12 protein-coding genes are annotated in these 12280 nt (G+C 68.0%); 8 read left to right on the top strand and 4 right to left on the bottom strand.

Going from position 1 to position 12280, the window contains the following annotated elements; translation table 11 throughout:
• Window positions 1-74 precede the first annotated feature (74 nt).
• The 3 genes from N0A20_RS02920 to N0A20_RS02910 are packed head-to-tail and all read right to left on the bottom strand — an operon-like array spanning window position 75 to window position 2770.
• A complete protein-coding gene (locus N0A20_RS02920; protein ID WP_260582528.1) occupies window positions 75-677 on the bottom strand; it encodes an FkbM family methyltransferase in 603 nt (200 codons plus the stop codon).
• Complete coding sequence (locus tag N0A20_RS02915; protein WP_260582527.1) at window positions 646-2025, bottom strand: hypothetical protein; 1380 nt, start codon at window positions 2023-2025, stop codon at window positions 646-648. The genes N0A20_RS02920 and N0A20_RS02915 overlap by 32 nt, the downstream gene beginning before the upstream one ends.
• A 4-nt stretch (window positions 2026-2029) precedes the next feature.
• A complete protein-coding gene (locus tag N0A20_RS02910; RefSeq protein ID WP_260582526.1) occupies window positions 2030-2770 on the bottom strand; it encodes an HAD family hydrolase in 741 nt (246 codons plus the stop codon).
• A 160-nt stretch (window positions 2771-2930) separates the two neighbouring features.
• On the opposite strand from N0A20_RS02910, the gene N0A20_RS02905 reads away from it, so the two are divergent.
• The 8 genes from N0A20_RS02905 to N0A20_RS02870 all read left to right on the top strand — a co-directional run bounded on the left by N0A20_RS02905 (window position 2931) and on the right by N0A20_RS02870 (window position 11267).
• Complete coding sequence (locus tag N0A20_RS02905) at window positions 2931-3605, top strand: response regulator transcription factor (RefSeq protein ID WP_260582525.1); 675 nt, start codon at window positions 2931-2933, stop codon at window positions 3603-3605.
• On the top strand, window positions 3602-4963 hold the full coding sequence (locus N0A20_RS02900; RefSeq protein ID WP_260582524.1) for a sensor histidine kinase: 1362 nt from the start codon (window positions 3602-3604) through the stop codon (window positions 4961-4963). Before N0A20_RS02905 ends, N0A20_RS02900 begins: the two co-directional genes overlap by 4 nt.
• Before the next feature lie 54 nt (window positions 4964-5017).
• Entirely contained in the window at window positions 5018-6229 is a 1212-nt protein-coding gene (locus N0A20_RS02895; RefSeq protein WP_260582523.1) for a hydrolase, read from the top strand.
• Window positions 6226-7227, top strand: coding sequence for an arginine N-succinyltransferase (locus tag N0A20_RS02890; RefSeq protein WP_260582522.1), 1002 nt, complete (start codon window positions 6226-6228; stop codon window positions 7225-7227). The genes N0A20_RS02895 and N0A20_RS02890 overlap by 4 nt, the downstream gene beginning before the upstream one ends.
• 147 nt (window positions 7228-7374) lie before the next feature.
• On the top strand, window positions 7375-8625 hold the full coding sequence (locus N0A20_RS02885) for an N-succinylarginine dihydrolase (protein ID WP_260582521.1): 1251 nt from the start codon (window positions 7375-7377) through the stop codon (window positions 8623-8625).
• 10 nt (window positions 8626-8635) lie between these two features.
• Window positions 8636-9718: a helix-turn-helix transcriptional regulator gene (locus N0A20_RS02880; RefSeq protein WP_260582520.1), complete on the top strand. Its 1083-nt coding sequence runs from the start codon at window positions 8636-8638 to the stop codon at window positions 9716-9718.
• 413 nt (window positions 9719-10131) lie between these two features.
• Window positions 10132-10389: a hypothetical protein gene (locus N0A20_RS02875; RefSeq protein WP_260582519.1), complete on the top strand. Its 258-nt coding sequence runs from the start codon at window positions 10132-10134 to the stop codon at window positions 10387-10389.
• 125 nt (window positions 10390-10514) lie between these two features.
• Window positions 10515-11267, top strand: a complete 753-nt coding sequence (locus N0A20_RS02870) for an alpha/beta fold hydrolase (protein WP_260582518.1) — start codon at window positions 10515-10517, stop codon at window positions 11265-11267.
• Here the strand turns inward: N0A20_RS02870 and N0A20_RS02865 are convergent.
• Window positions 11221-12252 carry an alpha/beta fold hydrolase gene (locus N0A20_RS02865; RefSeq protein WP_260582517.1) on the bottom strand — a complete coding sequence of 344 codons (1032 nt, stop codon included), beginning with the start codon at window positions 12250-12252 and terminating at the stop codon, window positions 11221-11223. The two genes, N0A20_RS02870 and N0A20_RS02865, sit on opposite strands and share 47 nt — an antisense overlap.
• Window positions 12253-12280 lie beyond the last annotated feature (28 nt).

Below are 12280 nucleotides of genomic sequence, written 5' to 3'. Positions count from 1 at the left end.
CCTTATGCGCCGGTTCGCCACCGCTCGGCAATCCTCCAGTTGTACGACATGTCCGATTTCATTGCATCATCATGTCATCCCGCAAGGGCCTGGCGGACCGCCAGTACGTCGTAATGGCGCCCGAAGCCGAAGCGGTCGAAGCGGGCGAAACCCGCCGCAGCCAGCCGTGCCTCGATCGCCGCCGCGTCGGTCCAGCGCCGGTCGACCTCGTAGAAGACGGCGGCGATCCGCGCGGCGTGCGCCGAGGCCGTCAGCGCGGCGATCACCGCCTCCTCATGCCCCTCGACGTCGACCTTGACGATCATGGGGAAATTGCCCGCGAGCATCTCGTCGAGCGCCGCGCCGCCGACCAGCCGCACCATTTCCGCGCCATCGGAGCCGTTCCCGTCGCGCAGGCTGGCGGTACCGCTGTGCGCGGCATCGGTCGAGATGGCGGCGGTGCCGGATTCGCGCGATACCGCCGCCGCGACCGGACGGATCGTCCCCGCCCGGTCGCTCAGCGCGATATTGCGGCAAAGGCGGTCGTGCGTCGCTGCGACGGGCTCGAAGGCGATCACCGACCGGCAATGCGGGTTGTCCGCCGCGATCAGGCTGTACAGCCCCTGGTTCGCGCCGATGTCGATGAAGGTGAAGGCGCGGCGCTGGCTAAGCCAGAAAATCCGACAGCACCCGGCCATAGGTCGCATGATAGCAATATTGAAAGGTCCGGTCGCGCCAGTTGGCGTGCATGCGCACCCCATAGCGCGTCCGCACCGGCGCGTCGTTCGCCTGGCGCAGCGCGGATACCAGGCGCGCGCGCCACTTGGCGAGCGTCTTGAGCAGGCCATATTCGACAAAGGCCCCGAACGGCGAAGGTGCCATGATGCCGGTCATGCCCGCCCCCAGAAAATCGAGGATCGCCTCGGCCGCGCGCTCCGACGACGGGCGTTCGTCGAGGTCGAAGCTGTACGCGAACAGGTCGCGCTGGCGCTGGCGGTCGGCGGGATCGAGCAACGGCACCTCTTCGAAGGCGGCGGCGAAATCTTCGATCGTCTCGACCACCGGTCCCGCCTGCCAGTGCGTGAAATCGGGATTGCCGCGCCACGCGTGGCCGCGCGGGTTCAGAAAGACGCATGGGCGCGGGCGGCGGAGGAATTCGTAGACCTGGCTGCTCGCATCGCCAAGATAGATGTCCGCAGCGTCGGTATAGGTCATGTCGAGGCTGGCCGGGCTGCCCGTGTCGATCAGCATATGGTCGCGGTCGTAATGACGCGCATCGGGCCAGCGGTTCCAGCCGAGCGCGAAGGGCGACAGAGAGGCCGTGATCCGTTTCCGGAACAGCATGACGTGCGGCGCGAAGATCAGATTGTACCGGTCGCTGTTCGCGAACCAGTCGAGAATCTGTGGCCCCATCCGGTACCAGCTCGACAGCGCGGGCGACGGATGCGGGTTGTAGAGGACGGTCGGCCGGTCCTTGACGAACAGCCGCGGGCGCGGAGTGCGCGGCGGCAGGTCGAATTTGGGATAACCGGTGATCGCATGGCCGCCCGCGCGCAGCAGCCCCGCATCCTCCAGCCGGTCGCGGATCTTGGCGCCCGACATCAGCACAAGGTCGAACTGCCCGCTCGCCTTGTCGAAACCGATCGCGCGGTCGCCGGCGCCGTGGCGGGTATGGATCAGCTTCAGATTGTCGAGCCCGAAATGCGTCCTCAGCAGCAGCGAGGTCTTTTCGGGCACCACCAACGCATCGAGGTCGCGAAAGCGGTCGAGATTGCGGCGCAGCACCGACAGCGTGTCGGCGGGGACCGCCCCGCCGGTCGCGCGCTTGGCGGCGCGGGCGAGCCGCGACGGCGGCGCCAGCCGGACGATATCGGGACGCGGCCCCGCCTCGCGGTCGGCCAGCCGCGTCACCTCGGCCGCGCTGCCCTCCGAGACGAGGATGCGGATGTCGGCGCGGTTCGACAGGCGCCGGAGCGCGAAGGCGACGGGCAGCGCGTGCGCGACCTGATGCCCGCCGCCATGGTTGAAGAGAAAGCCGATTCGCATGGGGTCAGGCCCGGGGCTGGCGCCAGTCGAGCACCGGCCAGCCGCAGCGGGCGGCGATGGCGGCGAGCTTTGGCGAGGGGTTCACCGCGACGGGCTCGTCGCAACAGTCGAACAGCGGAAGATCGGACACATGATCCGAAAAGAAGCGGATATGCGCCGCATCGCGCGCGATCCCGGCGCGGCGCATGAACGCCTGCACCATCGCGCATTTGTCGGCGCCGTAGCAGTTGGCGCCGTCGATCGCGGGCACGAGCTGGCCATCCCGCCACGACGAGGCGGTCGCGACGACATCGGCGATGCCGAGCCGGCGCGCGAGCGCGGCGGTGTAGAAATGCGGCGCGGCGGTCGCGATCAGGATGCGGCGGTCGGCGGCGCGTTCGCGCTCGATCAGTTCGATCCCCTGACGGTAGAGGCCGCGCGCGACGAGACGCCGGGCGAAATCGTCGGCGAGGCGCGCGGCGTCGCGCTCGGCGAGCGATCCGCCGAGCGCGAGGCGATGCATCGCCTGCTTCATGCGGCGGCGCGGGATCAGCTTCAGAGCATGGAGAAGCGCCAGCGGCAGCAGCAAGGGTACGAGCAGGAGCCGCCACGGCGCATGGGTACGCGCCGCGAAGAAAAGAAAGGATGCGTAGGTCGGCCGGATCGTCAGCGTGCGGTCGAGGTCGAACACCGACAGCCGGACCGGTTCCGGCACGACCAGCGTCTGCGGCAAGCTTGCCGCGATATGCATTTCGGCCCGACCCATGGCTTTCTCCTTTGCGGGGAGAGCCATGGCGGCGGTCGTTATCGCGTGCATGGGCCACAGATTTGAATCCGGCCATCTTCGGTGCCGCGCGGCGAAGATGACGAAAATCAAATGTTCGAAAGCGTGGCGGCGCGCCGCGCGGCTCCCTAAGGGGTAAGCGATGCAGATCCTGGTGATCGAGGACGATGCCCGTGTCGCGGAGCATATCGGCAAGGGGCTGAAAAGCGCTGACCATGTCGTGTCGCTGGAAACCGACGGGCGCGCCGGCCTGCTGCGCGCCGCGGCCGACAGTTTCGACCTGATCATCGTCGACCGGATGCTGCCGCAGGTCGACGGGCTGACGATCGTCCAGACGATCCGCGCGACCGGCGATGCGACGCCGGTCCTTTTCCTGAGCGCGCTCGGCGACGTCGACGAGCGCGTCGCGGGGCTTCGCGCCGGCGGCGACGATTATCTGACCAAGCCCTTCGCCATGTCCGAACTGCTCGCGCGCGTCGATGTACTCGCGCGGCGCGGTCCGGCGATCGTCGCCGAGACGCGGCTGACGATCGGCGACCTCGAGATCGACCTGCTCGGCCAGCAGGTGAAGCGGCGCGGCAAGACGATCGACCTGACCGCGCGCGAATATCGCATCCTGACCTATCTCGCGCGGAACGAGGGGCGGGTCGTGACGCGGTCGATGCTGCTCGAACATGTGTGGGACTATCATTTCGACCCGCAGACCAACATCATCGACCAGCATGTCAGCCGGCTGCGGCAAAAGGTCGATCGCGGCTTCGAAACCGCGCTGATCCATACGGTGCGCGGCACCGGCTACCTGATGCGCGCCGCATGACGTCGCGCTGGCGGCAGATGGGGCACAGCCTGACCTTTCGGCTCGGGCTGACCTATGTCGCGCTGTTCCTGACCTCGATGCTGCTGCTGTTCGGGACCGCCTATTGGGCGGGGGTCTACCGGCCCCTGCTGCGCGAGGCCGGCCAGGTAGCGGCCGAGGCGGACCGGCTGGCGCGCCTCGACGCCGCCGACGGACGCTCCGCGCTGGTCGCCGCGCTCGACAGCCGGCAACGCGCGCCGGGACATCGCCACGCCTTTCACGCGCTGGTGGGCGGCGACGGGCGGGTGGCGAACAGCAATCTGCCGAGTTGGCCCCACCAGCCGATCGTCGGCTGGCGGCTGCTGGAGGCCGACCTCTATCGGAATGGCGAGGAACTGGATTACGAGGCGCTGGTCGTCGAACGGCGGCTGTCCGACGGGGCACGGCTGATCGTCGGGCGCGACGTCGAGGATATCGACGACCGCGACGAGCTTTTCGCGGTCAGTTCGGCGTGGATCATCCTGTGCGCCGCGCTGCTCGCGATCGGCGGGAGTTTCGCGATGAGCGCGGCGGTCGGACGCCGGATCGACGCGGTGACGCGCACCGCGCGGCGCGTGATGGCGGGCAGCCTGACCGAACGCATCCCGCTGCGCGGGACCGGCGACGATTTCGACGAGCTCGCCGAAACGCTCAACCTGATGCTGGCGCGGATCGAGGAGTCGGTCGAATCGGTGCGGCGCGTGTCGGACAATATCGCGCACGAACTGCGCACTCCGCTCGCGCGGCTGCGCGCCGACCTCGACGAACTCGGCGCGGCGGCCGACGAGACCGAATGGCAAAGGCTGGCCGAGCAGGCGTCGGCGGAGGCGGTCCGGCTGCAATCGATCTTCGACGCCCTGCTGCGCATCGCGCGCATCGAAAGCGGCCAGCATCTCGCGGGGTCGCAGCGCGTCGACCTGTCGTCGCTGCTCGCCGACGCGATCGAACTGCACGGCCCCGCCGCCGAGGACCATGGGCCGGTCATCGAAGGCGCGATCGCACCGGGGCTGGCGATGGAGGCCGATCGCAACCTGCTGTTCCAGGCGATCTCCAACCTGCTCGACAATGCGATCAAATATGGCGGCGACGCGGGACCGGTTCGGGTGACCGCCGAGCGGACGGGCGGCTGCATCCGGATCGCGATCGCCGACAGCGGCCCCGGCATCGCCCCCGCTTTTCGCGAGCGGGTGAAGGAACGCTTCTTCCGCCTGCCCGAAACCGTCGGCAAGCCGGGAACGGGGCTCGGCCTGTCGCTCGTCGCCGCGGTCGTCGCCCTGCATCGCGGCCGGATGACGATCGAGGACGCGGAACCGGGCACGCGCGTCGTCCTGCGTTTTTGAGCGCGGCGGCCGAGGGGGGTGCCAAAGCCCCTTCCCGCTCGCTATAGCCGTGCGATGACCGCCCTCACCGCCTCCGAAAGCGCGACGCTCGAAATCGCCGCCGACGCGCCGATGCTGGCGCAGGTCGAGCAGTGGGCCGCGGTGAACAGCGGCACGGGCAATCTGTCCGGACTGAAAACCGTCGCGGACATGCTCGCCGATGCCTTTGCGGCGCTGCCGGGCGACATCCGCCTCGTCGCGCCCGATCCGGTCGAAAGCGTCGATGCGAACGGCAACATCAGGACCACGCAGCGCGGCGATCACCTGCACCTGCGGGTGCGGCCGCAGGCGCCGGTGCAATTGCTGCTGACCGGACACATGGACACGGTGTTCGCCGCCGATCATCCGTTCCAGACCTTGCAATGGCTGGAACCCGGCGTGCTCAACGGCCCCGGCACCGCCGACATGAAGGGGGGCATAGCGGTGATCCTCGCCGCGCTGACCGCGCTCGAAGCCTCGCCGCTCGCCGATCGTGTCGGCTACGACGTGATGATCAACAGCGACGAGGAGACCGGAAGCCACGCGTCGGCCGCGCTGATCGCCAGGCTCGCCGCCGGAAAAACCGCCGCGCTGACCTATGAACCCGCGCTCCCCGACGGCACGCTGGCGGGTGCGCGGCCCGGAAGCGGCAACTTCAGCATCACCATCCACGGCCGCAGCGCCCACGCCGGACGCAACCCCGAAGAGGGGCGCAACGCCCTTGTCGCCGCGGCCGATCTGGCGGTGCGGCTGAATGCACTCAAATCCTTGGAACTAAAGGTCAATCCGGCCAGGATCGACGGCGGCGGGCCGAACAATGTCGTCCCCGACCAGGCCATATTGCGCGTCAACCTGCGCCCCGCGACCCCCGAAGCGATGGCCGCCGCCGAAGCCGCGCTGCGCGACACTATCGCCAACATCCAGCACGACCACGACGTCCACTGCCACCTCCACGGCGGCTTCAACCGCCCGCCCAAGCCACTCGACGCCGCCGCGACGCGCCTGTTCGAGCTGGTGCGCGATTGCGGCGCGGCGCTCGGCCTGCCGCCGATCGGCTGGAACGCTACGGGAGGCGTGTGCGACGGCAACAATATCGCGGCGTGCGGAGTGCCGGTGGTCGACACCATGGGCCCGCGCGGCGGCGCGATCCATTCGTCGGACGAATTTCTGATCGTCGACAGCCTCGCCGAACGGGCACGACTGTCGGCGCTGACGATGATGCGCATAGCGGAACGGGGGGAAGTGTGAACCATGTGATCCGGGCGGCCAAACCGGGCGATTTGCAGAGCATTTACGAGATGGCAAAGCTGACCGGGGGCGGCTTCACCAACCTGCCCCCCGACAAAAAGGCGCTGCGCGCCAAGCTCGAGCGTGCCGAGGCGGGTTTCCGGTCGGAGAAGGAATATCCGGCCGACGAGCTGTATCTGATGGTGCTCGAGGATCTCGACAGCGGCGACGTGCGCGGCACCTGCCAGATTTTCGGACAGGTCGGGCAGCGCTGGCCCTTCTACTCCTATCGCATCGGCACCGACAGCAAGCATAGCGAGCAATTGGGGCGTACGTTCCACGCGCAGGTGCTGATGCTCAGCAACGACCTCAACGGCGCGAGCGAGGTCGGCGGGCTGTTCCTCCACCCCGCGGCGCGCGCGGGCGGGCTGGGGCTGCTGCTCGCACGCTCGCGCTATCTGTTTATCGCGCGGCACCGACCGCGCTTCGCCGACCGCATCCTCGCCGAGCTGCGCGGGGTGATCGACGAAGCGGGCGGCTCGCCCTTCTGGGACGGGGTCGCGGGCAAATTCTTCGGGATGAATTTCCAGGAAGCCGACCAGTTCAACGCGGTCCACGGCAACCAGTTCATCGCCGACCTGATGCCCAAGCACCCCGTCTATATCGCGATGCTCAGCGACCATGCGCGCAGCGTCATCGGCGTGCCGCACCCGACGGGCCGCGCCGCGATGCGGATGCTGGAGAATGAAGGCTTCGCCTTCGAAAATTATGTCGACATCTTCGACGGCGGCCCGACGATGACCGCGCGCACCGATCAGGTCGCGAGCATCCGCGACGCCAAGCATCTCGAAGTGTCGGGCATCGGCGAGGGCGGCGAGGATGCGCTGGTCGCGACCGGGCGGCTGGCGGACTTCCGCTGCTGCTTCGGCAAGGTCGGTCCCGACGGCACGATCGACGCCGATGCCGCGCGCATATTGGGCGTCGGACCGGGCGACCAGATCAGCTGGATCGGGCGGTAACGAAAAGCCCCTCCCCTTCAGGGGAGGGGTTGGGGTGGGGTCCATCGGCCTTGCGCGAGGCCGATGGACCCCACCCGCTGCGACTAGGCAGCAAGCTGCCAAGTCTCGCTGCCCTCCCCTGAAGGGGAGGGATTGGAGAGGGAGTTTATGCTCACCGAAATCAATTTCGACGGGATCATCGGCCCGACACATAATTACGCCGGCCTCAGCCGCGGCAATATTGCGTCAGCGAACAATGCCGGCGACGTGTCGCAGCCACGCGCCGCCGCGCTGCAGGGCATCGACAAGATGCGCCACAATCTGGCGCTCGGACTGCCGCAGGGTTTCTTCACCCCGCTCGACCGGCCCGATGCGGCGTGGCTGGAGGTGCTGGGAACGACGCTGGAGGAGGCCGAGCCGCATTTGCGCGCGCAGGCCTGGTCGGCCTCGTCGATGTGGGCGGCCAATGCCGCAACCGTCTCTCCCGCCCCCGACAGCGGCGATGGCAAATGCCACCTCACCGTCGCCAACCTGGTGACCATGCCCCACCGCAGCCATGAATGGCAGGGGACGCTGGCGCAGCTCAAACTCGCCTTCGCCAACGCGGCCTTTGCGGTCCATGGTCCCGTCCCCGCCCCCTTTGGCGACGAGGGCGCCGCCAACCATATGCGGCTGTGCGACGGGCACGGATCGCCGGGGGTCGAGATTTTCGTCTACGGCGTCGGCGGCGGACGCTTTCCCGCGCGCCAGCATCTCGACGCTTCGAAGGCGATCGCGCGCCGCCATCGGCTTGATCCGGCGCGCACGCTGTTCATCCGCCAATCCGATATCGCGATCCAGGGTGGCGCGTTCCACAATGACGTCGTCGCGGTGGCGAACGAGAAAGTGCTCTTCACCCACGAAACCGCCTTTCACGACCGCGAGGCGGCGCATGCGGAAATCCGCGCCGCCTTCCCCGCGGTCGAGATCGTCGAGGTGCCCGCCGAGGCGGTGAGCCTGCCCGACGCGATCAGATCCTATCTGTTCAACGCCCAGCTCGTCAGCCTGCCCGAGGGCGGCGGCATGGGGCTCGTGCTGCCCACCGAGGCACAGGCCACGCCCGCAGTGTGGAACTGGCTGGAAGCGCATGTCGCGGGCAATGGCCCGATCCGCAGGCTGCTGCCCGTCGATGTGCGCCAGTCGATGGCGAATGGCGGCGGTCCGGCGTGCCTGCGGCTGCGCGTGGTCGCCGATCCGGCTACCGTCGATCCGCGCTTCATGGCCGATGCGGACAGGCTCGACCGGATTTCGGAGGTGGTGGCGAAGCACTGGCCCGAGGCGATCGCGGCGGGCGATCTGGGTTCGGCCGGGCTGGCCGCCGATGTGCGGCGGGCGCGGACGGCGTTGCTGGAGGCTTTGGGGCTGAGCGAGTTGAACTGAGGGGGCACGCATGCACGATGACCTGATCGACCGCATCTACGAATGTTCGGTAGTGCCCGAGGCGTGGCCCGGCGTACTCGACGACGTCGCGGCGCTCGCAGGGTCGACCGGCGGCCTGCTCTTCTCGGCGCGCAAATCCTTGAACTGGACGGCGTCCGAGAGCGTCGCCGATGCCTTTGACGCCTATGTCAACGACGGCTGGTTCGGCAAGTGCAGCCGCCGCGTCTGCCTGATGAGCCAGGAAGCGCCATCCTTTTTCGTCGAATATGATTTCTGGAGCGAAGAGGAGCTGCGCGCCGATCCGGTCTATCGCGACTTTTTCCGCCCGCGCGGGCTCGGCTGGTCGGCGGGCACGGGGCTGCAGGTGCCGACCGGCGACAATATCGTGTTCAGCGTCGAACGCGCCTTCGACGGCGGGCCGATCGAGCGCGAGAATGTCGCGCGGCTGAACGCGATCCGCCCGCATATCGCGCGCAGCGCATTGGTCAGCGCGCGGCTGCAGCTGAAACGCGCCGAGGGCGCGACCGAAGCGCTGGCGGCGCTGCGCCTGCCCGCGCTGCTCCTCCACGCAAATGGCGAGGTCATCGAAGCGAGTTCTCTGGCCGAGGATCTGCGCGAACATCTGGTCTGGGGCGCAATGGGCAGGCTGCATCTCGCCGACAAGCAGGCCGATACGATGTTGGGCGAAGCACTGGCGGCGCTCGGCAGCGACGCGGGCGGCGAAGTCCGCTCCTTCCCAATCCGCGATCGGGCCGGTCATCCCGAACTGGTCGCCCACGTCATCCCGGTGCGACGTAGCGCGCACGACGTGTTCGGCGACAGCTATGCCTTGATGCTGCTGATCCCGGTCGCATCCGGGCGCGCGCCGTCGGCGACGCTGATGCGCTCGCTGTTCGACCTCACGCCGTCGGAGGCGCGCGTCGCCCAGGGGATCGCGGGCGGCGAGACACCCGAGGCGATCGCGGCGGCGGGCGACGTCGCGATCAGCACGGTGCGCAGCCAGCTGAGCCGCGTGCTCGAAAAGACCGGCTGCACGCGGCAGGCCGACCTCGCCTCGCTGCTCGCACGGATTGCGGTGACGACCCCGAACTGACCCGACTCCGTTCGTGCTGAGCTTGTCGAAGCTTGTCCTGGGCGCCTGCAAGGCAGTCGAAGGGGGCCATTGTTTCCTTTTGCCATTGAAGAAGGACATTGCTTCGACAAGCTCAGCATGCACGGAGTTTGAGACACCGCATTTTTTTTGGCATCCATCCTTCATATGAAGGATGCGGCCGCGGCACAGCGCACCGATAAGACCGCAACTGCTCAGCCCTTCTGCGACCCTGGGACGTCAGTCAGCGGCGCCCTTGCAGCGATGCGGGGGTGCCGCTTTCCATTTGGGCGGGAAATATTGCCTCCGCCCTTCCCGCCGCTGTCGAGTTAATTTACAGTTTACCATAAGCCCGCGGCGCCGAATCCCCGATTTGCGCCACTGGCACGGCTCTTGCCCTTGTCGAGGCTATGGTGATGCTGAAGAAAATCGGACGGCTGTTCGTCATCAAGACCAGGTTCGAGGCGTGCCTGATCATCTATGCGCTGGGGGTCGGGGCGATGGCGCGCGGCATGATCTATATTCACGAATATCCTGGTGTCGGCGGCAAATTGCTGCTGCTGGCCTGCAGCGGGTCGGTGTTCCTGGCGGGGGCGAAGATTTTCGACTGTTTGCGATACGAACAGGCCGAGCGAGCGGCCCTGGCGACACCGGTCCCGACACCGCAGCCCTGAGCCTGTCGAAGGGCGCTTCTCGGATAGGCGCCCTTCGACAGGCTCAAGGCTGCGGTTTGGTTTAATATGGGGCCTTCAGCCAACCGGACTTTCGCCCGTCACCAAAAGATGCCAAGGCGACCTCGATGAGCAGGATCAGCGGTTCGCCGACAATCGGCATGGAACATATCTATGGCCTGATGCTGCGCGTCGCGCGCTGGCGCACGGGCGCGGGCGAGACGCCCTTGCTGTTCCTCAACGGCATCGGCGCCGATATCGCCGCGGCAGCGCCGCTGCTGGCGCAGCTTCACGGCCGCGAGGTGTGGACGCTCGACATGCCGGGCGTCGGCGGATCGCCCGACGCGCTGATGCCCTATGGCGCGCCGACGATGGCGGCGATCCTGGTCGAGATCGCCGAGCGATTCGGCCACAAAAGCTTCGACCTCGCCGGCTTCAGCTGGGGCGGCGCGATGGCGCAGCAGATCGCAGTGCAATTCCCGAGCCGCGTGCGGCGGCTGGTGCTGATGGCGACGACGCCGACCGTCGCGGCGCCGGGCATCGGCTGGGCGGCATTGCTCGACGACGACATGCTGGCGAGCGGGCTCAAGCTGCCGACCGCAACGCCGCTCGGCCTGACCTATCAAAGCATGGCGATGGCGGGCTGGACGAGCGCGGCGATGCTGCCGACGCTGAAGCATATCCCCACGCTGGTGCTGATGGGAGAACAGGACGGCGTCGTGCCCGCGGCCCACGGCCAGATGATCGCCCAACTGATCGACGGCGCGATGCTGGAAGTGGTGCCGGGATCGCACCTGTTCCCCTTCACCCATGCGGCGAAGGTCGCCGACCGGATCAGCGACTTTCTGGACGCGCCGGCGGCGGAACAAGCCGCCGCTTGAGGAAATCGGCGATCACCGCGGCGGTCGCGTCGGGCGCCTCCTCCATCGGCAGATGGCCGATGCCGTCGAGCAGCACGACCTCCGACCCGGGGATGCGTTCGTGGAAGGTCTGCGCGGCACTGGCGTTGATCAACCGGTCCTGTTTGCCGAACAGGATCAGCGTCGGCGCCCTGATGCCCCCGATCCGGTCGGCCATTGCGGGTTCGCGGTCCATGCGGGCGCGCAGCACCGTCGCCTCGCGGTTGCCGGGGAAGCGCAGCAACTCCCAATAGCGGTCGATCATCGCCTCATCGACCACCGCCTGTTTCTCGACCGAGCCACGCAGCGATATCTCGACGAGCGAGCGCGGGGTGATCCGGGTCGCGAGCCAGCGGCCCGACGAATATTCGAGGACACGAAAGCCGATGTTCGATTCGGGCGCCTTCTCGCCCGCGCGTAGCGGCATCCCGCTCGCGTCGAGCAGCAGCAGCGCGTCGATCTTGTCGGGATGGTCGAGGGCATAGCGCCACGCGACCCAGCCGCCCATCGAATTGCCGCCCAGCGTGAAGCGGTCGAGTTCGAGCTTCGCCGCAACGACGTCGATCGCCGCCATCATCCCGCTCGCGCCATAATCCTTGTCGGGCGTGCCGCCCGTCAGGCCATGGCCGGGCAGGTCGAGCGTGACGATGCGGTAATCGCCGCCGAGCCGTTGCACGAGCGGCTCCCAGGTGTGCAGGCTGCTGTTCGATCCGTGGAGCAGCACGATAGCCGGGCCGTCGCGCTTGCCCTGATCGCGATAGTGGATGCGCTGGCCCGCCGGGCTGGCCACGAAATTGGCATCCGGGCTGCCATATTTCGCGATCATCGCGTCGCGGTCGGTGTCGGGGGTGCGGAGCGCGAAGAAGGCGACGACGATCGCGAGCAGCAGCGCGAGCGGGATCAGCACCCGCTTGCGCCGCATCATCGGACGCCGCGGCAGCGGCTCATATTCGTCGTCGTCGATCACCCAAGCCTCCCCGAACCCGGGAGACCCT

It is taken from the genome of Sphingopyxis sp. PET50 (assembly GCF_025244705.1).
Taxonomy (GTDB): domain Bacteria; phylum Pseudomonadota; class Alphaproteobacteria; order Sphingomonadales; family Sphingomonadaceae; genus Sphingopyxis.
The sequence above is the reverse complement of the archived record's forward strand: the minus strand, read 5'-3'. Positions and strand labels throughout refer to the sequence as shown.

What these genes read in the sequence shown, in the direction of transcription:
- N0A20_RS02920 (WP_260582528.1), bottom strand. Translation starts at nt 677, where the DNA reads ATGGCCGGGTGCTGTCGGATTTTCTGGCTTAGCCAGCGCCGCGCCTTC.
- N0A20_RS02915 (WP_260582527.1), bottom strand. Translation starts at nt 2,025, where the DNA reads ATGCGAATCGGCTTTCTCTTCAACCATGGCGGCGGGCATCAGGTCGCG.
- N0A20_RS02910 (WP_260582526.1), bottom strand. Translation starts at nt 2,770, where the DNA reads ATGGGTCGGGCCGAAATGCATATCGCGGCAAGCTTGCCGCAGACGCTG.
- N0A20_RS02905 (WP_260582525.1), top strand. Translation starts at nt 2,931, where the DNA reads ATGCAGATCCTGGTGATCGAGGACGATGCCCGTGTCGCGGAGCATATC.
- N0A20_RS02900 (WP_260582524.1), top strand. Translation starts at nt 3,602, where the DNA reads ATGACGTCGCGCTGGCGGCAGATGGGGCACAGCCTGACCTTTCGGCTC.
- N0A20_RS02895 (WP_260582523.1), top strand. Translation starts at nt 5,018, where the DNA reads ATGACCGCCCTCACCGCCTCCGAAAGCGCGACGCTCGAAATCGCCGCC.
- N0A20_RS02885 (WP_260582521.1), top strand. Translation starts at nt 7,375, where the DNA reads ATGCTCACCGAAATCAATTTCGACGGGATCATCGGCCCGACACATAAT.
- N0A20_RS02880 (WP_260582520.1), top strand. Translation starts at nt 8,636, where the DNA reads ATGCACGATGACCTGATCGACCGCATCTACGAATGTTCGGTAGTGCCC.
- N0A20_RS02875 (WP_260582519.1), top strand. Translation starts at nt 10,132, where the DNA reads ATGCTGAAGAAAATCGGACGGCTGTTCGTCATCAAGACCAGGTTCGAG.
- N0A20_RS02870 (WP_260582518.1), top strand. Translation starts at nt 10,515, where the DNA reads ATGAGCAGGATCAGCGGTTCGCCGACAATCGGCATGGAACATATCTAT.